The sequence below is a fragment of the Sphingomonas sp. SP3 genome, from assembly GCF_058514305.1.
The window spans coordinates 643,569-666,547 of record NZ_JBZSOE010000001.1 but is presented as its reverse complement, the minus strand read 5'-3'; the positions used below and the strand labels follow the sequence as shown (position 1 = coordinate 666,547).

General features: G+C 64.3%; 16 protein-coding genes and 1 tRNA gene. 6 read left to right on the top strand and 11 right to left on the bottom strand.

What is annotated here, in order from left to right:
• Positions 1–960 carry an NAD(P)H-dependent flavin oxidoreductase gene (locus AC4K8G_RS03555; protein WP_491732796.1) on the bottom strand — a complete coding sequence of 320 codons (960 nt, stop codon included), beginning with the start codon at positions 958–960 and terminating at the stop codon, positions 1–3.
• On the bottom strand, positions 957–1,955 hold the full coding sequence (locus AC4K8G_RS03550) for a GDP-mannose 4,6-dehydratase (RefSeq protein WP_491732795.1): 999 nt from the start codon (positions 1,953–1,955) through the stop codon (positions 957–959). The genes AC4K8G_RS03555 and AC4K8G_RS03550 overlap by 4 nt, the downstream gene beginning before the upstream one ends.
• Before the next feature lie 55 nt (positions 1,956–2,010).
• On the opposite strand from AC4K8G_RS03550, the gene AC4K8G_RS03545 reads away from it, so the two are divergent.
• The 5 genes from AC4K8G_RS03545 to AC4K8G_RS03525 all read left to right on the top strand — a co-directional run bounded on the left by AC4K8G_RS03545 (position 2,011) and on the right by AC4K8G_RS03525 (position 9,451).
• A complete protein-coding gene (locus tag AC4K8G_RS03545) occupies positions 2,011–5,496 on the top strand; it encodes a hydantoinase B/oxoprolinase family protein (protein ID WP_491732794.1) in 3,486 nt (1,161 codons plus the stop codon).
• Positions 5,493–6,167 carry a DUF969 domain-containing protein gene (locus tag AC4K8G_RS03540; protein ID WP_491732793.1) on the top strand — a complete coding sequence of 225 codons (675 nt, stop codon included), beginning with the start codon at positions 5,493–5,495 and terminating at the stop codon, positions 6,165–6,167. The genes AC4K8G_RS03545 and AC4K8G_RS03540 overlap by 4 nt, the downstream gene beginning before the upstream one ends.
• Positions 6,164–7,117, top strand: coding sequence for a DUF979 domain-containing protein (locus AC4K8G_RS03535; RefSeq protein WP_491732792.1), 954 nt, complete (start codon positions 6,164–6,166; stop codon positions 7,115–7,117). The genes AC4K8G_RS03540 and AC4K8G_RS03535 overlap by 4 nt, the downstream gene beginning before the upstream one ends.
• The gene (locus tag AC4K8G_RS03530; RefSeq protein WP_491732791.1) at positions 7,114–8,070 is read left to right on the top strand and encodes a DUF2891 domain-containing protein; all 957 of its coding nucleotides are present in this window, start codon (positions 7,114–7,116) and stop codon (positions 8,068–8,070) included. Before AC4K8G_RS03535 ends, AC4K8G_RS03530 begins: the two co-directional genes overlap by 4 nt.
• 124 nt (positions 8,071–8,194) lie before the next feature.
• Positions 8,195–9,451 carry a sugar-transfer associated ATP-grasp domain-containing protein gene (locus AC4K8G_RS03525; protein ID WP_491732790.1) on the top strand — a complete coding sequence of 419 codons (1,257 nt, stop codon included), beginning with the start codon at positions 8,195–8,197 and terminating at the stop codon, positions 9,449–9,451.
• Here AC4K8G_RS03525 and AC4K8G_RS03520 read toward each other — a convergent pair.
• The 9 genes from AC4K8G_RS03520 to AC4K8G_RS03480 all read right to left on the bottom strand — a co-directional run bounded on the left by AC4K8G_RS03520 (position 9,388) and on the right by AC4K8G_RS03480 (position 21,054).
• Complete coding sequence (locus tag AC4K8G_RS03520; protein ID WP_491732789.1) at positions 9,388–10,824, bottom strand: efflux transporter outer membrane subunit; 1,437 nt, start codon at positions 10,822–10,824, stop codon at positions 9,388–9,390. The genes AC4K8G_RS03525 and AC4K8G_RS03520 overlap by 64 nt on opposite strands.
• A 14-nt stretch (positions 10,825–10,838) precedes the next feature.
• Positions 10,839–14,027 (bottom strand): multidrug efflux RND transporter permease subunit, encoded by a 3,189-nt coding sequence (locus AC4K8G_RS03515; RefSeq protein WP_491732788.1) that lies wholly within the window; start codon positions 14,025–14,027, stop codon positions 10,839–10,841.
• A gap of 3 nt (positions 14,028–14,030) precedes the next feature.
• The gene (locus AC4K8G_RS03510) at positions 14,031–15,221 is read right to left on the bottom strand and encodes an efflux RND transporter periplasmic adaptor subunit (protein ID WP_491732787.1); all 1,191 of its coding nucleotides are present in this window, start codon (positions 15,219–15,221) and stop codon (positions 14,031–14,033) included.
• 220 nt (positions 15,222–15,441) lie between these two features.
• Positions 15,442–15,517, bottom strand: a tRNA-Lys gene (locus AC4K8G_RS03505).
• Between the two features lie 93 nt (positions 15,518–15,610).
• Positions 15,611–16,723, bottom strand: a complete 1,113-nt coding sequence (gene rodA, locus AC4K8G_RS03500) for a rod shape-determining protein RodA (RefSeq protein ID WP_491732786.1) — start codon at positions 16,721–16,723, stop codon at positions 15,611–15,613.
• Positions 16,720–18,606: a penicillin-binding protein 2 gene (mrdA, locus tag AC4K8G_RS03495; protein ID WP_491732785.1), complete on the bottom strand. Its 1,887-nt coding sequence runs from the start codon at positions 18,604–18,606 to the stop codon at positions 16,720–16,722. The genes rodA and mrdA overlap by 4 nt, the downstream gene beginning before the upstream one ends.
• The gene (locus AC4K8G_RS03490; RefSeq protein WP_491732784.1) at positions 18,603–19,121 is read right to left on the bottom strand and encodes a hypothetical protein; all 519 of its coding nucleotides are present in this window, start codon (positions 19,119–19,121) and stop codon (positions 18,603–18,605) included. The genes mrdA and AC4K8G_RS03490 overlap by 4 nt, the downstream gene beginning before the upstream one ends.
• Positions 19,121–19,996, bottom strand: coding sequence for a rod shape-determining protein MreC (locus tag AC4K8G_RS03485; RefSeq protein WP_491732783.1), 876 nt, complete (start codon positions 19,994–19,996; stop codon positions 19,121–19,123). Before AC4K8G_RS03485 ends, AC4K8G_RS03490 begins: the two co-directional genes overlap by 1 nt.
• Positions 19,997–20,010: 14 nt before the next feature.
• Positions 20,011–21,054, bottom strand: coding sequence for a rod shape-determining protein (locus AC4K8G_RS03480; protein ID WP_491732782.1), 1,044 nt, complete (start codon positions 21,052–21,054; stop codon positions 20,011–20,013).
• Between the two features lie 151 nt (positions 21,055–21,205).
• Between AC4K8G_RS03480 and mutL the strand changes: the two genes are divergently transcribed.
• The gene (gene mutL / locus AC4K8G_RS03475) at positions 21,206–22,948 is read left to right on the top strand and encodes a DNA mismatch repair endonuclease MutL (protein ID WP_491732781.1); all 1,743 of its coding nucleotides are present in this window, start codon (positions 21,206–21,208) and stop codon (positions 22,946–22,948) included.
• Positions 22,949–22,979 lie beyond the last annotated feature (31 nt).

Below are 22,979 nucleotides of genomic sequence, written 5' to 3'. Positions count from 1 at the left end.
CTAGGCGCCCAGCCGCTCCCTGGCGGCCCGATACTGCTCGGCGATCAAATCGACATATTCCGCCGCGGGGCGAATGCGGTCGATCACGCCAATACCCTGGCCCGACCCCCAAATGTCGCGCCACGCTTTCGACTTAGCCGACCCTTCCGATCCGAACTTCATCGCGATCGCGTCGACCCCATCGAGCTTGTCGGGGTCGAGACCCGAGGCAACAATCGATGCCCGCAAATAATTGCCGTGAACGCCGGTGAAGAGGTCGCTGTAGACGATGTCGGCGGCACCGCCTTCGACGATCGCCTGCTTATAGGCATCGGGCGCATTGGCTTCCTCGGTCGCGATGAACGGCGATCCGACATAGGCGAGGTCCGCACCTGCGGCCTGCGCCGCCAAGACCGAACCGCCGTTTGCGATTGCGCCCGACAGGATTAGCGGCCCGTCGAACCATATTCGAATTTCCTGCAGCAGCGCGAATGGTGACCAGCGGCCGGCATGACCACCGGCCCCGGCGGCGACGGCAATGATGCCGTTCGCGCCTTTCTCGATCGCCTTCCGCGCGAAGCGGTCGTCAATGATGTCGTGGAGGGTTATGCCGCCCCAGGAGTGCACGGCGTCGTTGAGCTCTACTCGCGCCCCGAGCGACGTGATGACGATCGGCACTTTCCACTTGGCGCAGACCGCCATGTCCTGCTCGAAGCGGTCATTGGTGCGATGGACGATTTGGTTGACCGCGAAGGGCGCCGCGGGCCGTTCGGGATGGTCGCGATCCCAGGCCGCCAGCGCTTCGGTGATCTCGTGGATCCATTCGTCCAGTTGGGAAGCGGGTCGCGCATTGAGGGCAGGGAAGCTTCCGACAACGCCAGACGTGCATTGGGCGATAACGAGCTTTGGGTTGGACACGATGAACATCGGCGCTGCAATCACCGGGATGCGCAGCCTCGACAGGATCGGCGGAAGGCTCAAAGGCCGTGGAACTCGCGGTACCAATTGACGAACCGCGGCACGCCTTCGTCGATCGACGTTCTGGGAGCGAAGCCGAGGTCGCGTTCGATCGCGCTGATGTCGGCGAATGTGTCCTTCACGTCTCCGATCTGCATCGGCTGCGGGTCGAGCAAGGCCTTTTTACCGGTCGCCTCCTCAAGCAGTTCGACCACGCGCATCAGGTCTTCGCTGCGGCTGTTCCCGATGTTGTAGACGGCGTGCGGGCTAGTGCTGCCGCCGGCCTTTGCTGAGCCGTCGTCTGCGGGCGGCGCGTCGAGGCACGCGACCACGCCGCGAACGATGTCGTCGATGTAAGTGAAATCGCGCCGCATCTCGCCGCCATTGAACAGCGGAAGTGGCCGTCCCGCATAGAGGGCCTTGGTGAAAATCCACATCGCCATGTCCGGCCGGCCCCACGGCCCGTACACGGTGAAGAAGCGAAGGCCAGTCAACGGCAGGCGATAGATGCTGGCATAGCTTTCGCTCAGCAGCTCGTCCGCTTTTTTGGTTGCTGCGTAAAGCGACAAGGGATGATCGACCCTGTCCTCGACGCGAAAGGGGAGGCTTTTGTTGCCGCCATATACGGAGGAGGAGGAGGCATAGACCATGTGCCGCGGCTGGCGCGCGCGGGCTAACTCCAGCATGTTTGCATGGCCGACCAGGTTGGACTGGACGTAGGCGCCTGGGTTCTCGAGGCTGTAGCGAACCCCGGCCTGGGCGCCGAGATGAACTATCCCCCTCAGGTCGATCTCGTCGGTCGCGCGTTTCAATGCGTCACCGTCGGCAAAATCGACCCGCTCGAACCGAAAGCGATTACCGAACTGCCGCATCAACTGGTCGAGCCGAGCCTGCTTCAGCGCCGGATCGTAATAATCGTTGAGATTGTCGATCCCGACGACATCGTCGCCGCGGTCGAGCAGCACCCGCGCAGTAGCTGAGCCGATAAACCCTGCGGCTCCGGTAACGAGAACAGTCATGCGCATCCCATAGGGGGTGCAGAGCGACGCTGAAAAGCCCTAGAGGCCAGAGTTCATGGAGCGCAGCTGGACCTTCGCAATCGATCGGGGCGGGACCTTCACCGATGTGGTTGCGAGATCTTCCCGGGGTGACTTGCGGATCGAGAAGCTGCTTTCGGACAATCCCGCCCAATATGAGGACGCCGCCCTGGAAGCGATCCAGCGCGTCCTCGCGGAGGAGGGCGGCACGCTCGCGGAGGTGAGGATGGGCACCACGGTCGCGACCAACGCCCTGCTCGAGCGCAAGGGCGAGCGCGTCGCGCTGGCCATCACCCGCGGGTTCGGCGACGCGCTGAGGATCGGTTACCAGGCGCGGCCCGACATTTTCGCGCGGCACATCGTCTTGCCGTCGATGCTTTACGAGCAAGTGGTCGAGATCGACGAGCGTGTCGACGTGCTCGGGAACACCGTCAGGTCATTCGACGAAGCTCAGGCGAGGAATGCGCTTCGTAGCGTTCGCGACGCCGGAATCGACGCGCTTGCCATCGTCCTTATGCACGGCTGGAAATATCCGGAGCACGAAGCCAGGCTGGCGGCGATCGCGATCGACCTCGGCTTCACACAGGTTTCGGTGAGCCATGAGGTCGCGCCGCTGATCAAGCTCGTTGGTCGCGGTGACACCACGGTGGTGGACGCCTACTTGTCGCCGGTGCTGCGCCGCTACGTCGAACGCGTTGCGGCAGGGTTGCCGGAAGATTCGCAGTTGCACTTCATGCAGTCGAACGGCGGGCTCGCCGAAGCAACGGCATTCCGCGGCAAGGACGCGATCCTTTCAGGACCTGCCGGGGGAGTCGTGGGCATGGTCGCGGCAAGCGCCGAGCATGGCGCCGAGCGGCTCATCGGCTTCGATATGGGCGGCACATCGACCGACGTGTCGCACTACGCCGGCGCATTCGAGCTCGCCGACGAAAGCGTGGTCGCGGGTGTGCGGGTCCGGGCGCCGATGATGCAAATCCACACCGTGGCAGCAGGCGGCGGGTCGGTCTGCCGTTTCGATGGCATGCGCTTTCGCGTTGGCCCTGAAAGCGCGGGCGCGAGGCCCGGGCCAGCCTGCTACCGCAATGGCGGCCCGCTGACGGTCACCGACTGCAACCTGTTTCTCCGGCGGATCGATCCCGCGCGCTTCCCCAAGGTGTTCGGTCGGAACGGCGACCAGCCGGTCGATCCTGAGGCCGCGCGAGCGCGATTGCAGGAGATCGCGGACCAGCTCGGCGGGGCGAAGAGCCTGGACGACATCGCCGAGGGTTTCCTCGACATCGCCGTCGACAACATGGCGGCAGCGATCCGCAAGATCTCTATCGCGCGCGGCCATGACGTCAGCCGCTACACGCTCGCATGCTTCGGTGGGGCAGGAGGCCAACATGCGTGCAAGGTTGCGGATGCGCTGGGGATGGAAAGGATCCTGATCCACCCGCTCGCCGGTGTTCTGTCCGCTTACGGAATCGGGCTGGCTGACGTGAAGGCGATCCGCGATTCAAGCTGGCTGAGGCCACTCGAGGACGACTTTTCGCCCCCGCTCGCAGAACTCGCGCAACGAACGAAGCAGGCGCTGATCGAGCAGGGGGTCGGCGCGGAGCGGATCGAGCTTCTCCAACGGGCACGGCTACGGACGGCAGGCAGCGACACGACCCTGGAAATTCCGATAGCCGCGCCAGACCTCATGCATGCAGAATTCAGCGACCTGCATCGCCGCCGCTTCGGTTACTGGGACGAGGGCGCCGAGGTGATTGTAGACGCTCTGGTCGTCGAAGGGATCGGGCGCACCGGGTCGGGCGCAGCCGCTCCGATAGCTGCAACTGCGGGCGTGCGGCAGGACGGTCCTGCGCTGATCTTCGAAGACACATCGACGATCGTGGTCGAAGCAGGGTGGAGCGCCGAGCGAGCCGGCGACGGCACACTGGTTTTGACGCGCAGCGTACCGCTCGATCGCTCGAAAGCGATCGGTACTGACGTCGACCCGGTCCGGCTGGAGATCTTCAACAACCTTTTCATGGCGATTGCCGAGGAGATGGGCGTCGCGCTCCAATCAACCGCGACCAGCGTGAACATCAAGGAGCGCTTGGATTTTTCCTGCGCGCTGTTCGATGCCGAGGGCGCACTGATCGCCAACGCGCCGCACATCCCGGTGCACCTCGGATCGATGGGCGAAAGCATCAAGCGCATCATCGAAGCGCGCGGGGAGGGGCGCGACGGCCGCAGCATCCTGCCGGGCGATGCTTATGTACTGAACGACCCGTACCGTGGCGGAACGCACCTGCCCGACGTCACCGTGATCGTGCCGGTCTTCTATGGCGAAGAAGCCGAGCCTTCGGCCTTTGTTGCAGCGCGGGGCCACCACGCCGATATCGGCGGGATCGCGCCAGGATCGATGCCACCGGACAGCACTACGATCGACGAGGAAGGCGTGCTGATCGACAATGAGCTGCTCGTCGACCGGGGTCATTTCCGCGAGCAGGATATCCGCGAACTGTTGAGTTCGGGCGAATGGCCGTCGCGCAACCCCGACCGAAACATCTCCGACCTCAAGGCTCAGCTGGCCGCCTGCACTCGCGGGGCCGAGGTCCTCGCGCAAGCCGCGCGCGAATATGGGGCGGACGTCGTGGCCGCCTACATGCGCCACGTGCTCGCCAACGCGGAGGAGTCGGTGCGGCGGCTGCTCGACCGGCTCGAGGATGGCGAATTCACATACGAAATGGACAATGGCGCGATGGTCTGCGTGCGCATCGCGATCGACAAGCAGACTCGTTCCGCGACCTTCGACTTCACCGGCACCAGCGACCAGCTGCCGGACAATTTCAATGCGCCTTATTCGATCGTCCGCGCGGCCTCGCTCTATGTCGTCCGAACCCTGATCGACGATGTAATCCCGATGAATGACGGTTGCCTTCGCCCGATCGAGCTTGTCGTGCCCGACGGATGCATGCTCAATCCACGCTGTCCGGCCGCAGTCGTCGCCGGGAATGTCGAGACCAGCCAGGTCGTCACCGACGCGCTGTTCGCCGCCACTGGCCGCCTGGCGCCAAGCCAGGGCACGATGAACAACTTCACCTTCGGCAACGAGCGTCACCAATATTACGAAACGATCGCTGGCGGATCGGGCGCGGGGCCTGACCATAACGGAACAAGCGCCGTCCAGACCCACATGACGAACAGCCGCCTGACCGACCCCGAGGTCCTGGAGACGCGGCTACCGGTCAGGCTCGATCGGTTCGGCATTCGGACCGGATCGGGCGGCAAAGGCGCGCATGATGGCGGCGACGGAGTCGTGCGCGAACTGACTTTCCTCGAACCGATGCGCGCCAACATCCTCGCCAACCGGCGTCGCATTGCGCCGCGGGGGATCAAGGGCGGCAGCGACGCGCAACCGGGACGAAACTGGGTTGAGCGCGTCGATGGGACAGTCGAAGAACTGAGCGCGACGGCGTCGGCCGATCTCGATGCGGGCGACCGCTTCGTGATTGCGACGCCCGGGGGCGGTGGGTTCGGCAGGAGCGCGGAATGACCGACTATTGGCCGCTGCTCGGCATCCTGCTGGTCGTCGCGGGCTTTGCCTTGCGCTTCAACCCGCTGTTTGTTGTCGCGGTCGCCGCCATCGTCACCGGGCTCCTGGGCCACATGTCGTTCCTCAAGGTGCTGTCGACGCTCGGCCACGGCTTCAACGAGAACCGTTATGTCACGGTGATCTGGATCATCCTGCCGGTCGTCGGGCTGCTCGAGCGCTATGGTTTGCAGGAGCAGGCGAGGACGCTCATCGGCTCGATACGAGGCGCGACCACCGGGCGGCTATTGATCGTCTATCTCGCGGTTCGTCAAATCCTCTCTGCGCTCGGCCTTACGACCGTAGCAGGCCATCCGCAGACCGTCCGCCCGTTGGTCGCGCCGATGGCGGTCGCTGCCGCCGAAAAGCAACGCGGCAAGCTCGATGAGGCGACCTCGGAGAGGGTGAAGGCGATGTCGGCCGCAACCGACAATGTCGGGCTGTTCTTCGGCGAGGACATCTTCCTCGCGATCGCGTCGATCCTGCTGATCCAGGGATCACTGGCGAGCTTCGGCATTCAGCTGACGCCGTTCCAGCTTTCCGTCTGGGCAATCCCGAGCGCCATTTGTGCCTTCCTGATCCACGGTGCGCGTTTGGTTCTGCTCGATCGCAAGCTCGCGAGGGCTGCCAAATGATCACGCTTCACTGGCTTTATATCCTCGCAGGCGCGGTGTTTGCGGGCTTCGCACTTGGCAGCGCCCTCGATGAAACCAATGCAAAGCGGTGGGGCAATGCCGCTTTTTGGGCGCTGCTTGCCGTCAGTTTCTGGTTTGGCGACCTGCTCGGCGATATCGGTAACGGGATATTGGTGTTGGTCCTGGTCGCGATTGCCGGCCTCCACCTGATCGGTCGCGGCACCAAGGAGTCTACCACAAAAGACGTGCGCCGCCGCTCCGCCGCACGCTACGGCAACAGGCTGTTCGTGCCGGCGCTGCTGATCCCCTTCACCGCGTTCGTCGGTACATTGCTGTTCAACTACACGCCGCTCAAAGCCCTGAATTTGATTGACCCGAAGGCCGTCACGCTCGTGCTTCTGGGGTGCGGCGTGCTGATCGCCCTCATTGTATCCTACGCGTGGCTCCGTCCGCCTGCGCTCGCTGCCGTGGATGACGGCAGCCGCCTGATGAACGGAGTCGGTTGGGCTGCGGTTCTGCCGCAAATGCTCGCATCGCTCGGCGTCATCTTCGCTGCGGCGGGCGTCGGCACCACGATCGGCGCGGTCGTCAGCGCGGTGATCCCCAGCGGAAGCATCTTTCTCGCCGTCCTGCTCTTCGCTTTCGGCATGGTCATCTTCACGATGATCATGGGCAACGCTTTTGCGGCCTTCCCGGTGATGGCCACAGCCATCGGCATTCCAATTCTTATCCAGCAGGATGGCGGGAACCCGGCGGTCATTGGCGCGGTCGGAATGCTGTCGGGCTTTTGCGGGACGTTGATGACGCCGATGGCCGCCAACTTCAACATCGTCCCGGCAGCATTGCTCGAACTCAAGGATCAATATGGCGTGATCCGCGCCCAGATCCCGACGGCCATTCCGCTGCTCATTGCTAACATCCTGATTCTCTATTTCGCGGCGTTCCGATGAAGCTCGACCCAAGCCTTGCATCGCACATGGCGCGCATCGCGCTCGGCCATGTGACCCAGGAGTATCCGCACAAGCTCGACCAGGTGCTGACCGGCGACGAGGATTTGCAGTCGCCGCGCGTGCTTCATCCCATCTTCTTCGGCAGCTTCGACTGGCACAGCTGCGTCCATGGCTGGTGGACCTTGCTTACGCTGAGACGGTTGTTTCCGGAGATCACGGAAGCTGACGCGATCCGGACACTCGCCAACAAGAGCTTTACCGCAACCAAGGTCGCCGCTGAACTCGCTTTCCTCGACCGGCCGATGAGCCGTGGCTTCGAACGGCCCTATGGTTGGGCGTGGCTGCTCTATCTTCATCTTGAGGCGACCAGGCATCCGGAGCGGTGGGGCGAGGAGCTGGAGCCGCTTGCGCGCGCTTTCGCCGAGCGGCTTCGGGATTACCTCGCCGTCCTGACCTACCCAATCCGCGTCGGCACCCACTTCAACTCTGCATTCGCCCTCATTTTGTCGCTGGAATGGGCCGACCGCTTCGACGCGGAGCTGGCGACGATCATCCGGGATCGAGCGAGGCATTGGTTTGGCGGGGATCGCGATTGCCAGGCGTGGGAGCCGAGCGGCGACGAGTTTCTGTCGCCGGCGCTGATCGAGGCGTTGTGCATGAAGCGGTGTCATCCGGCGCTATTCCCGATCTGGTTCGACCAGTTCCTTCCCCGCGTTCATTCGCGCGAACCGGCGACCCTGTTCACGCCGGCAATTGTGAGCGACCGAAGCGACGGCAAGATCGCGCATCTCGACGGCTTGAACCTGAGCAGGGCGTGGTGCTGGTGGTCGCTGGGCTTCGGTGAGCCTGCCGACGAGCATCTCGCGGCCGCAATGCCCCACTTGTCGGGCGATTACATGGGCGAGCATTGGCTCGCGAGTTTTGCACTGTTGGCTTTGCTTCCCGGCGGTTGAACCGCCGTAACGGGATTTTGCACCAACGGAGGTGCGGCACTTCGAACACCAGGCCAGGTGGCTAAAGCAAGCCTGTCGCCGGCATGCCGACGGCATTCTGTGGCGCGCTGCGGGGATGGCCTTGATGGCCAATCTGTCGCTGTTGCCCAACTCGTTCTCGCCAGCATCGCTCGCGATCGGAAGAGCCTATGCGGCACACTTCTGGCGCCCTGCCAAAGTGCAGGAATGGCTCGACATCGTTCTGGCGGTCCTGATCTGGCCCGCAGGTGTGCTGTTTTGCGCTTTGTGGGTGACGCTCAAAAACGGCCGCGTTGTCGCAAGCCGCTTCGGACGCTCGACGATCAAACAGTTCGGCGACCAGCTGAAGCTTACTGCGACGTCCGGGTTGATGCCGCCCTGGTATTATATTTTTGAGCTGTATCGACCCGGCGAAATGCGCCGGGCGCGGGGCTTTTTCACGCGCGGCCAGACCAAATATGGCGCTTATCAGATTCTCGCCAAGGCGCGCGGGTCGGCATCGCCGCTAAGCGACAAGGAAGCCTTCGCGCGTTTCTGCGCGGAACGGCAAGTCGCGGCCATCCCGGTGCTTCTTTCCGTGCGCGATGGGGAGGTGCGCGGCGATGTCAGAAGCGCGAGCGACCTGCCTAAGTGCGACCTGTTCGTGAAGCCCGTGTGCGGGCGCGGGGGCAGGGGTGCGGAGCGGTGGGATTATGCCGGTGGCCTCTATCGCGGCCCGGAGATATTGAACTCCATCCAATTCATCGAGCGGCTTCGCGAAATGTCGCGCGTTCAGCCCTATCTGGTGCAGCGCCGCGCAGAGAACCACTCGTCGATACGCAACCTCAGCAACGGCGCGCTCAACACGATCCGCATGATCTCCTGTCTCGACGAGCATGATCGCCCTGAAATCGTCGCTGCGGTGCTGCGCATGGCGGTCGGCCGCAACGTCACCGTCGACAACGTGCATGCCGGCGGACTGGCCGCGGCTATCGACCTTGTCGAAGGGCGGCTCGGGCAGGCGACCGACATGGGCATCGACGCCCACCTCGGCTGGATTGACCGGCACCCCGATACCAATGGCCGGATCGCAGGCCGCGCGCTGCCGTTCTGGAGCGAGGTCTGCGATCTCGCGCGGCACGCCCATTTCGCGTTCCGGGACTGGTCCGTGATCGGTTGGGACATCGCGGTCATGCCGGGAGGCCCACGGCTGGTCGAAGGAAATTGCGGGCCGGACATCGACCTCGTTCAACGGCCGCTACGAAAATCGTTTGGCGACTCCCGGTTTGGCGAGCTTCTCGCCTTCCAGCTCGAGCGCTTTCAGGGCGAACATTGCCGCGCGAGGACGGCGTTGGCCGGGGCGGCATCCCCCGGCAGCGCCTGACACACTGGCTTCCCCTGAAGCAGCGCATCGCCGCCGATCGCCTGGTACGTGTCGACGATGTTTTGCGCAGCGGTGAGCTTCGTCTGCACCAGCAGCTCCTGCGCGCTGTAGTAGGACCGCTGCGCATCGAGCACCGTCAGGAACGGATCGATGCCGGCGCGATAGCGCGCTTCCGTCAATAAATAGGTGTCGCTCGTCGCCGCTTGCTGGCGTTGCCGCGCGGCGATCTCATCGTTGATCGTGCCGCGCCGCGCGAGCGCATCGGCAACTTCGCGGAACGCGGTCTGGATCGTGCCCTGGTAGGTCGCAACCGCTGCGTTGCGCTGGGCTTCGCTCAGGCGGACATTCGCGTGTCCCGCGCCGGACTGGAAGATGGTGTAGGTCGCGTCCGCGCCTGCGCTCCAGCCGAACGCACCTCCGCTTAGCAAGCTAGTCAGGGCGCTGCTCGCAAAGCCAAGCAGGCCGGTAAGCGTGATCTTCGGGAACAATGCCGCGCGCGCGGCGCCGATCTGCGCGTTCGCCGAGCGCAGCTGATATTCGGCCTGAAGCACGTCGGGTCGGCGAAGCAGCACGTAGGAATCGAGCCCGGCCGGGACAGGCGTGATGGTGCCGAACGCCTCATCGATAGAGCCGGCGAGGAGGCTCGGGTCGATTGGCGCGCCGACCAGCAGCTGCAGCGCGTTGATGTCCTGCGCGACCGCGGTGCGCTGCCGAGCGAGGTCCGCTTCGGCCTGCGCTTCGATCTGTTGCGCCTGGCTTAGGTCGGTGCGCGGCGCGATGCCTCCTTCGAGGCGAAGGCGGGTCAGGCGAACGCTCTTTTGCGCGCTGGCCGCCGTCTCCTGCGAAATCAGCAGCAGGCTGCGGTCGGCGGCATGGTTGAGCCAGGCCGAAGCGATGTCCGAAACCAGCGTAAGCCGTGTCGCCCTCGCGCCGGCTTCGGTGGCGAGATAGCGCTGCAGCTGCACCTTGGTCAGCGAACGCAGCCGGCCGAACAGGTCGAGCTCGAAATTGGGGACGCTGGCGCCGAGCTGGTATTGCGCGCTGACATTCTTGTCCTTGTCGCCGCTGACAGTGACCCCGCCATTGGCATCGACCGTCGGCAGCTGGTTGGCCCGCTGGATACGATATTGCTCGCGTGCCGCGGCGATGTTCGACGCCGCCGCCATGAGGTCGCGGTTGTTGGCGATTGCCTGCGCGATGAGCGTTTGAAGCCGCGGGTCCTGAAATACCTGCTTGTAGGTCAGCGCCGGAAGGCCCGCCTCCGCCGAGAGGAGGTAAGGATCGCCTGTCGGCCATGAAGCGGGGATCGCGGGATCTGGCCGAACGTAGGCCGGCTCCATCGTCGCGCAGCCGGTCGCCAAAAGGGCGATCATGGCGGTGGCGCGCCTCACGCTTGTGCCTCCGGCCTTCGGCGAATGCGCTCGTGCAGCGCCTTCAGTCCGTCACGCACGCCACGGCGCACGATCACGAAGAAGAATGGGATGTAGAAGACGGCGAGGAGGGTCGCGGTCAGCATTCCGCCAATCACCGCGGTGCCGATAGCGGCGCGGCTGTTCGCCCCTGCGCCCGTCGCAAGTGCGAGCGGCAGCACGCCGAATATGAAGGCGAAGCTGGTCATCAGGATCGGCCGCAGGCGAATGCGCGCTGCTTCGATCGCAGCTTCAATCACGCGCTTCCCCTGACGCTCAGCCCGTTCAGCGAACTCGACCATGAGGATCGCATTCTTGGCCGAAAGCCCCATGGTCGTGATCAGGCCGACCTGAAGGTAAACGTCGTTTTCAAGGCCGCGGAGCGTCACGAACAGGATCGACCCGATGAGGCCGATCGGAATGACCAGCAGCACCGCTACCGGGATGGACCAGCTTTCATAAAGCGCGGCGAGGCACAGAAAGACGACGATCAGCGCGACGGCGTACAGAATCGGCGCTTGGCCCGACGACAGCCGCTCCTGATAGGATTGGCCGGCCCAGGCGACGCTGATGCCAGGGATCTGCGCCGCGAGGTCAGAGATGATGTTCATTGCATCGCCCGAACTGACGCCGGACGCGCCTTGTCCCTGGATTTCGTAAGATGGATATCCGAGGAAGCGCGACACGCTCGTCGGCGTCGTCATCCATGAGGTCTGCGCGAATGAACTGAACGGCACCATCTCGCCCTGGCCGTTTCGGACGAACCATTGGCTGATGTCGTTGGGCTCGGAGCGGAACGGCGCGTCGCCCTGGACATAGACCCGCTTGACGCGCCCGCGATCGATGAAGTCGTTGACGTAGCGGCCGCCCCATGCGGTCGAGATAGTGTTGTTGACGTCGCCCGAGTTGACGCCGAGCGCCGCCACGCGATCCTGATTGATGTTGACGTTGAGGCTGGCGACATCGGGCAGCTCACTTAGCCTGACCGACGCAAGCTTTGGATTGGCGGTGGCTGAGCCGAGCAATTGGTCTCGCGCGGCGGCGAACTGCTCCGCAGTCAGGCCGCCGGTGTTCTGCATTTCCATCGTGAAGCCGGTCGAGGTGCCGAGGCCACGGATTGCGCCGGGGACGAGCGCGAACACCTGGGCATCGCGAAGCCCGCGAAACGCCTTGGACGCGCGTTCGACGATCGCGTCGGCGCTGTTCTTGGAGCCGGAGCGCTTGTCGTAATCTGCGAGGTTGATGAAAGCTTGGCCGGTGTTCTGCCCGGCCGCGCCCTGCCCGCCGCCCGCGACCGTGAAATAGGTCCTGACGTTCTTCTTTTCCGGGCCGTTGAGGAAGTAATTCTCCACCGCCAGCTGGACTTCCTTGGTGCGGGTCATGGTGGCGCCGGCCGGAAGGCGGAACTGGACCATTGCCGCCCCCTGATCCTCGGTCGGGAGGAAGCCGGTGGGCAGGCGGAAAAAGAGCAGGGCGAGGAGAATAAAGACGCCTGCGTATATTCCAAGGAACAGCCATTTGCGGTCGACCACGCGATTTACCGAAGCGACGAACCAATCGCGCAGGCGATCAAAACCGTCGTTGAATTTAACCCGTCCTGCCTCGAGCGCGTGCGCGAGGCGCGGTGCCCTCCGCCCGACGAAAGTCTGCTCGACCGTCGCGTGGCCACGGTGGAGAATGTTCGCCGCGATCGCCGGGCTCAAGGTCAGCGCGATGAACACCGACAGCGCCATTGCCGAGACGATGGTCGCCGAAAATTGCCGGTAGATCACGCCGGTAGAGCCGCCGAAGAAGACCATCGGCAAGAAGACCGCCGAGAGCACGAGCGCGATGGCGACTAGCGCCATCTGGATCTGCTCCATCGAAGCGATGGTCGCTTCGCGCGGGGTCATCTCCGGATTCTCATCCATCAATCGTTCGACATTCTCGACGACAACAATTGCGTCGTCGACGAGCAGGCCGGTGGCAAGCACCAGCCCGAACAAGGTCATCGTATTGATGGAAAATCCGAGCGCGTAGAGGATCGCAAAGGTGCCGAGCAGGACGACCGGCACCGCGATGAACGGGATCAAGGTCGCGCGCCAGCTCTGCAGGAAGACGAACATGACGAGGACGACCAGGAGGATCGCCTCCATCAACGTTTTCACCACTTCGTAGACCGACAGCTTGATGAAGTCGGTCGTGTCGTTGGCGTAGGCATATTCGTAACCGGCCGGCATGCGCGGCGAGATTTCGGCCACTTTCGCCTTGACGAGGTTGGCGGTACGAAGCGCATTCGCGCCCGGTTCGAGCGAAATTCCGATGCCGGCGCCCGGGTGTCCGTTGGCGCGAATGGTCGCGGAATAATTGTCCGCCCCAAGCTCCACCCTGGCAACATCGCGGAGCAAGACGCGCGCGCCGTTCGGGTCGGCCTTAACGATGATGTTGCGGAATTGCTCTGGGGTCTGGAGCTTGGACTGGGCGGTGACGGTCGCATCGAGCAATTGGCCATCGGGTTGCGGAAGGCCGCCAATCTCGCCCGCGGCGACTTCGGTATTTTGGTTCTGGATCGCGCTGATCACGTCGCTCGGCATCAGATGGACGCCGGCGAGCTTCTGCGGGTCCAGCCAGATGCGCATCGCGTAGGGCGAACCGAACACGTTGACGTCGCCGACCCCCGGAATGCGCGACAGCTCATCCTGCATGTTGGTTGTCAGCCAGTCGGAAACGTCGAAGTTCGTGCTTTTGTCGGTGGAATCGAAGATGCCGACGATGAGCAGAAGGTCGGGGGACCCCTTGCTGACTCGCACGCCCTGCTGCTGAACCTGCTGCGGAAGGCGCGAAATCGCGGTCTGGATCGCGTTCTGCACCTGGACCTGCGCGATATCCGGATCGATGCCCTTTTGCAGGATCACGCTGATGTTGACCTGGCCGCGCGCGGTCGACGACGATTGAAAGTAAAGCATCCCGTCGATGCCGGTCAGCTGCTGTTCTAGCACCTGGGTCACGCTGCTTTCGAGGGTCGCGGCAGAGGCACCGGGGTAAGTCGCGCGGACGTTGATCTGGGTCGGGGCGACGTCGGGATACTGCGCGACCGGAAGCTGGACGATCGCGCCAATTCCCATCAGCATGATGATGATCGCGATCACCCACGCAAAGATCGGGCGATCGATGAAGACTTTAGACATGCGCTAGCGGGTCGCGCTTCGGGGCTTGCCCTTGCCAGACGGCGACATGTTGACGCGCTGCGGCGAGCTGGCGGGCTCCGGCTTGATTGGGGCGCCGTCTTTCAGGTTGGCCGTGCCCTGCGTGATCACCTTTTCACCGGGCGCAAGGCCTTGGGTAACCACCCAAAAAGTGCCCTGGGTGCGATCAGCGACGACCACGCGCTGGATCGCACGGTTGCCGGGTCCGACCACGAACAAGGTCGCATTGCCCTTGGGATCGCGGCTGATCGCGGGTTGCGGGACAAGGAAAGCGGAGGTGTCGACGGCCTGGGCGAATTCGGCAGTCACGAACATGCCCGGCAGAAGGATCGACTGCGGGTTCGCGAACCGAGCCCGGATGGTGACGGTGCCTGTGTCCTGGTCGACGATTACCTGGCTGAATTCGACCGTGCCGGAGAAGCCGTAATAGGATCCGTCGGGAAGCTTCAGGCGGACCTGCGCGGTGGTCGGGACGGCGCCGCCCTGCGCGAGCGCCTGGCGAAGCGCCAGCAAGTCCGCCGCCGACTGCTGGATATCGACATAGACCGGGTCGAGCCGCGTAATCGTCGTCAGCACATCGGCTTGGTTCGCCGTGACCAGCGCGCCTTCGGTGAAGTTCGACAGGCCGATGCGGCCGCTGATCGGCGCGGGAACGCGGGTGAAGCGCTGTTGGATCTGCGCGCTGCGGAGCGCGGCCGAGTTTTGCGCGACCGACGCGTCCGCCTGGCGTGCCTGCGCCAACGCATCGGTATAGTCTTGCTTGGCGATCGCCTCCATGTCCGCGAGCGGCTTGTAGCGAGCGGCCTTGGTGCGCGCGGCCTCGGCGCTTGCCCGCGCGCTTTGGAGGTTGGCCTGCGCCTGGGCCGCTTGCGCGTTATAAACGCTTGGGTCGATCTGGTAGAGCGTCTGACCCTGCCCGACGACCGCGCCCTCGCGGAACAGGCGGCGAAGGATGACTCCGGAAACTTGCGGGCGGACCTCGGACACCTGATAGGCTGCGACGCGGCCCGACAGCTCTTGCTGGATCGGAGCGCTGCCCTGCTGGACGACGACATAGCCGACTTGGATCGGCCCCTTAGGCCCACGCCCGCCTGCGGCGTCGTCTTTGCCGCCGGAGCAGCCGGCCAACAGCAGCGCGGCTGCAAGAAGGACTGTCCGGGGCTTTAGAAACCTCACCAGCGACGCATTCCTTTCGATGGCGCGGGATTGCAACACCGCCATAGGCCCGTGGCGGGCGCAACATGAACAAGAGGCAGCCCGCTAGGTTAACTAATGCTAAGGGTGGGCCTAGCTTCGACGAACGACCTCATCAAGGCGACAAAGGTCGATTTCGTTTCGCCACTGTTTGTTACGGTTTGATGGCAGCGGTCGGCCGGCTTCGGCTTCGATCGGGAAATGGTGGACGCACTAGGGCTCGAACCTAGGACCCGCTGATTAAGAGTCAGCTGCTCTACCAACTGAGCTATGCGTCCACTGCCGTGAGGCGGATGCTCCGGCGCATCTCGCCTTGAGCGGCGGCGCCGGTAGCATGGGCTTAGGTAGGGCGCAACCGCCGTGATTCAATCTTAGGCCGCGGCCGACCCGGTCCGCTGATGACGCTCGAGCGCCATCAGCAGCCCAAGGCACAGCATCACGGTCATGACCGCGGATCCGCCGAAGCTGACCAGCGGTAGCGGCACGCCAACCACAGGCGCCAGGCCCATGACCATCATCAGGTTGATGGAGACGTAAAAGAAGATCGTCGCGGACAGGCCGGCGGCCGCCAGCTGGGAGAAGCGCGTGCGGGCGTTGTGGCTGACCCGCATGCCCCAGCGGATCACTGCTCCGAAGGCCAGGATCAGGATGACGCCGCCGACCAGGCCCCATTCTTCGGCCATCGTCGCGAACACGAAGTCGGTGTGGCCTTCGGGCAGGTAATCGAGGTGGCTCTGGCTGCCGTGAAGGAAGCCCTTGCCCCAGATTCCGCCGGACCCGATCGCGATCTTCGACTGGGCGATGTGATAGCCGGCGCCAAGCGGATCGCTTTCCGGGTCGAGGAATACGTCGATCCGCTTGCGCTGGTAACCGTGGAGCATGCCGTAGGCGATCGGCGCGGCCACCGCGACGGCCGCCGCGGGGGCCGCGAACAGCCACCAGGGCAAGCCGGCAAGGAACATGACCGTAACGCCGCACAGCACGACCATGATGCAAGTGCCAAGGTCGGGCTGGACGAGGATTAGGAACGCCGGAACGCCGAGCAGCACGAAGGCGGGCCAGATCGCGCGCCATTTGCGGATCTCGCCCGCGGGAACGAGCTCGTAGAAGCGGGCGAGGGTGAGTACGATCGCCGGCTTCATGAACTCGGACGGCTGCAACCGGATCGGGCCGATGTCGAGCCAGCGCTGGGCGCCCTTGCTAACAAAGCCCAACGCCTCGACTCCGATGAGCATGATCAGGGTCACACCATAGAGCAGGAAGGCAACCGACTTGATCGTTGCCTCGCTCGTCCACGACATGGCGATCGCGACGCTCAGGAAGAACGTGAAGATAATGCCCTGCTTGATCGCCCATGGCTGGGCCGCCCCTCCGGCGGCAGAATAGAGCACGATCAAGCCGAACGAAGCGATGCCGGCGACGAGGAAGATCAAGCGCCAGGGCAGCCGCGCGAGCGGCTTCGGAATGATTGCGGAGGTGATCATGCGGTAATTTGCGAGGCGGACTTGAATGCCCCGAGCTGGCGCGCGTTGCGTTCCGCCAGGGTGCCGCCCCATTGCTTTTCCAGCGGTTCAAGCGCCGCATAGGCTTTCTGCTGGTCGAACAGGTAAGTCATGGTGTCGCGCACGACCGGCGCCGCGGCGGAGGCGCCGAACCCGCCATGTTCGATGATGCAGCCGATCGCGTAACGCGGCTTGTCCGCCGGCGCGAAGGCGATGAACAACGCGTGGTCGCGCAAATTCCAATTGCCCTGATGGCCGCGCGCGACCAGCCGGAACACCTGCGCGGTGCCGGTCTTGCCCGCCATTTGAACGCCGTCGAGCGGAAGCTTGGATGCAACAGCCGTGCCGCTGCCGTTGACCACCGCCGCCATTCCCTCGCGAATAATATTCAGATGGTCCGCATCGACGGTGAGGTCGGGAAACGGCTTGCGCGGCCCGGCCATCAGCAGCCGCGGCTGCAGCAATTTGCCCGACGCGATCCGGGCCGGCATGACAGCAAGCTGCATCGGATTGATCAGGACGTAGCCCTGGCCGATCGACGTGTTGGCGGTGTCATAGCCCTGCCACTCGCGATGATATTTCTTCTCCAGCCACTGCGGACTCGGCATGGTTCCGAAGCGCTGCGATGGAATGGGCAGGTCGAACTGCTGGCCGTAACCGAGATAATTGACCATCTCCGTCGTCTGTTGGGGGTCCGTTTGCAGCCCCATCGACCAGAAATAAGCGTTGCAGCTGTGCTCGATTGCCGAGCGCATATCGACGGTCCCATGCGCCGCGTCATCACGGAAGTAACGGTTCCCGATCTGCACCCCGCCGGAGCAATGATATTTCCGATTGGGATCGAGCCCCTGCTTGAGGAAGCCGAGCGCCATCGCCGGCTTGATGGTCGAGCCCGACGGGTAGAGTCCTTGCGCAACTTTATTCAGGAGCGGGATGTGGTCGTTTTCGGACAGCATCCGCCACTCGGTGCTCCCGATGCCCTCGCTGAAGCTGTTCGGATCGAATGCGGGCATTGAGACGAAAGCAAGAATGTCGCCGCTGGCGACATCCATCGCGACTAGGGCGCCGGACTGGTCGCCCATGCGCCGCGCCGCATATTGCTGCAGCCCCTCATCGATCGTCAGCTGGACCGTCTGGCCGCTCCGGTCCGGCTTGGGATCGAGCTCTTTTACCAATTTCCCGCGGGCGGTGACCTCGACCCGCTGGCCGCCGGGCGTGCCGCGAAGATATTGCTCGAGCGATTTCTCCAGGCCCTGCTTGCCGATCTTCACGCCCGGGATGAGCAAAAGGGGGTTCTTGTCCTCAGCCTCATACTCCTTTGCGTTGGCGCTGCCGACATATCCGACGAGGTGAGCGACGGCGGGACCATCCGGATAGTAGCGGGAGAAGCCCCGGGTTGCCTGGACGCCGGGAAGGTCGGGGAGGCGGACGGTGACCGCGGCATATTGGTCGTAGGTGACGTTCTCGGCGACCTGAACCGGGCGGAAGCCGCGCGACTCCGATAGTTCGCGCCTCACCCGGTCGACATCGTCTTCGCTGAGCGCGAGCAGTTTCGCGACTTCCGGAACCACGTCGCGATTCTTCTCCAGCTGCTGCGGGATGATATCGACGCGGAAGCTCGCCCGGTTGATGGCGATGGGCTTGCCATTGCGGTCGATGATCCAGCCGCGGCGGGGCGGGACCGGGATCAGCTGGACGCGGTTGCTCTCCGACAGCAGTTGGTACTTCGCGTTTTGGGCGATCGCGAGATAGCCCATGCGCCCGATCAGCAGGCCGCCCACCGCTGCCTGGGCGCCGCCGAGCAACATCATCCGGCGCGAGAAGGTGATCGACTGGTGCGCGTTGGTCAGCCGAATAGGTCTCATCGCCCGAGCCTCCACGCGTCGATGCGCGAGACGATCCATGCGACCAGCGGAAAGACGCAAATCGAGATAACGAGGCCAGGCACCATCTTCGTGAACGCCGGCGCTGCGTCCATCGCCTCAGCGACCCGCCACTGGAGCCCCTGGTCAATCGTGATCAGCAGGGCGGCGAGCATCCATTCGATCCAATAGTCACGCCACATCGTACGACGGTCGATGAGGTCCAGCGCCAGCATCGTGCCGCTCCACAAAGCTACTGAAAAACCTATCGGATATCCCGTGGACAGGTCGTTGATGAAGCCCAGCGGCGCGGCCCACCAGCCGGGCCAGGGATCGGCGCGCAGTAGCCGCCAGGCGATCAGGGCCAGGAACCCGAAATCGGGGTACCAGCCGCTGGTCGACACGATCGGAAGCGCAGCAAGCAATGATGCGACGACGACCGAGGCCGCGGGCAGCAGGACGGCAAAGCGCGGCGGCGCCTGGTTGAGCCTTTTCGAGGACAGGGCCGCGCGGACCATCAGGGCGAGTCCGTGCTGGCCGGAGCGTCGGCCGCGATCGCGGCCGGCTCGAACGGTGGCTCGACGATTGCAAAGCTGGTCGTCGACGGATCGGCGAGCGGGATCGCTACTGCTCCGTCGTCGTCCAGCTTTACGATGCGGGCGATCGGCACCAGCGGCGGGTAGAGACCGCCTGTGCCCGAGGTGATGAGGATATCGCCGCGCTTGAACGGATTGCGGCCGACTTCCAGCGGGCGGACGTCGATGGTTCCGTCGCCGCGGCCCTGCGAGATGACCGGGATGCCGTTCCTCAATAGCCGCGCCGGGACGATGTTCGAGCGATCGGATACGAGCATCACCCGCGAGGCGAGCGCGCCAGTATCGATGACCCGTCCGACAAGTCCATCGGGCGAGCGAACGGGCATCCCGATCTTCACGCCGTTGCTGGAACCGACGGACAGGATCGCGAAGCGCCGCGGACTGTTGAACGAGGACCCTACGACGCGCCCGACGGCGACCGTGTCGCGCCGCTGCTGGCGTAGATCGAGCGCGGCCTTGAGCTGTCGGTTCTCCTGGAACACCGCCTTTGCCTCGACCATGCGCTGCAGCATCGCGTGATTCTGGCGACGGAGCGCGGCGTTCTGGCTGGCCGCATCCCAATAATCGCCCGCACCGGTAATGAGGCCGCTGGCCGTCGCATTTACTTCGTGGAGCGCTGACGCGACCGGACCGGTAACGTCGAGGGCGGCGCCGCGAATGCCGTCAAAGGTCTTCGGCGCGACCAGCGAAATGATGAGCAGGATCAGGCCGATGACGATCCCGGCAATGACCGCCAGGAAGCTGAAGAACAGCCCGTATTGCGCTCGGCGCGACCAGCCGGGACGCGCGGTCGCCATCCGTTATGACCTCTCTACGCGGTCTGGAGGACGCCGCGGAACTGCTCTTCCTCGAGCGCCCGGCCAGTGCCGAGCGCGACGCAGGTCAGCGGGTCGTCGGCGACGGTGACGGGAAGGCCGGTTTCATCGCGCAGGACCTCGTCGAGCCCCTGCAGCAGCGCGCCGCCACCGGTAAGGACGATGCCCTGGTCGCAGATGTCGGCGGCGAGCTCAGGCGCGGTGTTCTCGAGCGCGATTCGGACACCCTCGACGATGGTGCCGACCGGTTCGGACAACGCTTCCGCGATCTGGCCCTGATTGATCGAGATTTCCTTGGGCACGCCATTGACGAGGTCGCGGCCCTTGATGTGGACCGTCTTCCCGATGCCGTCGATCGGCGGCTTGGCGATGCCGACTTCCTTCTTGATGCGCTCAGCGGTGGCTTCGCCGATCAGGAGGTTGTGGTTGCGGCGGACGTAGGAGCTGATCGCTTCGTCCATCTTGTCGCCGCCGACGCGGACCGAGGTGGTGTAGGCAAGGCCTCGCAGCGAAAGCACCGCGACTTCGGTCGTTCCGCCGCCGATGTCGACGACCATCGAACCGATCGGCGCGGTGACCGGCATGTCGGCGCCGATCGCGGCGGCCATCGGTTCCTCGATCAGGTAGACCGCACTCGCGCCAGCGTTCGAGGCGGCGTCGCGGATTGCGCGGCGTTCGACCGAAGTCGATCCGGAAGGGACGCAGATCACGATTTCCGGGAAGCGCCAGGCGCGCATCTTCCCACCGTGGACCTTGTGAATGAAGTGCTTGATCATCTGCTCGGCGACATCGATGTCGGCGATGACGCCGTCGCGCAGCGGTCGAATGGCTTCGATCTGGTCGGGGGTCTTGCCCATCATCAGCTTGGCGTCTTCGCCGACCGCCTTGACCTTTTTCACGCCGTTGATGGTCTCGATGGCGACGACCGAAGGCTCATTCAACACGATGCCGCGGCCGCGGACGTACACGAGCGTATTGGCGGTTCCGAGGTCGATCGCCATGTCGTGCGACATCCATTTGAACCAGCGATTCCAGAACATCTTATCCCCGTCTCGACTATTCCCCGGAAGCGGCTCAAACGCTTGTCCCGAGTTTAATTTCCGATTGCTCACCACCCATTGAATGCGGTCTGAATTTCTTGGAAAAATCAGTGCTTCGCCGGCTGTCTCGGATTGGGATAAGACCCTTAACATGTCAATAAGAAGGCTGCCGCCTGAGCTCATCAACCGGATCGCCGCCGGCGAGGTGGTTGAACGCCCGGCGAGCGCGCTAAAGGAACTGGTAGAAAACGCGCTCGATGCCAGTGCGTCGCAAATCTCGGTCCGGCTCTACGCCGGGGGCCTTGAGCTGATCGAGGTCGTCGATGACGGCAGCGGGATGACGCCCGACGAGATGCGCCTGGCCCTCGAACGGCATGCGACCTCCAAGCTTCCCGATGACGCGATCGAGCAGGTGACCAGCTTTGGCTTTCGCGGTGAGGCGCTGCCCTCGATCGCGAGCGTTGCGCGGCTGTCGCTCGAAAGTCGGCCGCGGGGCGGGGACGGCTGGCGCATCGAGATCGATCATGGCGAAATGGTCGGGGAGGGGCCGGCAGCGTTTCCGCCAGGCACGCGAATCAAGGTCGAAGGATTGTTCGACAAGGTGCCCGCGCGGCGCAAATTCCTCCGCTCGCCCCGCGCGGAATACGCCGCCTGCCTCGATGCCGTGAAGCGCCTGGCAATGGCGCGCAGCGATGTCGGCTTCACGCTCGATCACGACGGCCGGCGGATCCTGACTCTGCTTTCGGCCGAGGCTCCGGCGCGCGTGGCCGAGCTGTTGAGCCACGAGCTCGATCGCCACGGGGTCGGCATCGAATGCGTCCGCAACGGGATGCGCCTCACCGGGGTCATCAGCCTGCCGACGTTCAATCGCGGCGTCGCCGACCAGCAATATCTATTTGTCAATTCGCGGCCCGTGAAGGACCGGCTCCTGACCGGCGCCCTTCGCGCTGCCTATCGCGACCTCATCGCCCGCGATCGCCACCCGATCGCGGCGCTGTTTCTCGAAGTCCCGCTTGAGGAAGTGGACGTCAACGCGCACCCGGCCAAGACCGAGGTCCGGTTTCGGGATGCGGCAGCGGTGCGCGGCCTGATCGTTGGCGGCCTCCGCCACGCGCTGGACGAGGAGAGCGGCCGCAGCGCGGCGCGGGAGCAAGCGGCAGCACCGGTGATGTGGACCAATAGCGAAAGCTATGCGCGCAACTTCGACCACGAACGTGCGCCGGTCGCGGCGGTGCGCGAGGAGCAGCACAGCTTTGTTGTCGACGATGTGGCCCCACAGGGCCGCGCTGAGCCGGCCACTGAGCCCGTCCCGAACTTTCCGCTGGGCGTCGCACGGGGACAGGTTGCCGCCACTTATATCGTTGCCGAGGCCGAAGACGGGCTGGTGATCGTCGACCAGCATGCGGCGCACGAGCGGCTGGTTCTGGAGCGGATGCGTGCCGCGCGAGAAGGCGGCGCCATTGCCCGCCAGGCCTTGCTGATCCCTGAAGTTGTCGACCTGGACGAGCCCGGCTGCGACCGTTTGGAGGGCGCGTCGGCCGATCTTGCGGAAATGGGCCTCGACCTGGAGCGCTTCGGGCCCTCGACGATCTTGGTTCGCTCGGTGCCGGCCGCGCTCGGTAAGACGGACGTCACCGGACTGTTGTCCGATCTTGCCGCGGAAATTGCCGAGCTCGGCGGGCCGATGAGCCTTCGCGACAAGCTCGACCATGTCGCCGCGACCATCGCCTGCCACGGGTCGGTCCGAGCGGGCCGTGTCCTGTCGGTCGCGGAAATGAACGCGCTCCTCCGCGAGATGGAGGTCACGCCCCGTTCCGGGCAGTGCAACCATGGCCGCCCGACCTGGGTGAAGCTCGGTCATGGTGAGATCGAGAAGCTGTTCGGCCGCAGGTAAGCGGGTTTCCGCAGCACGACCGACCTGCCGC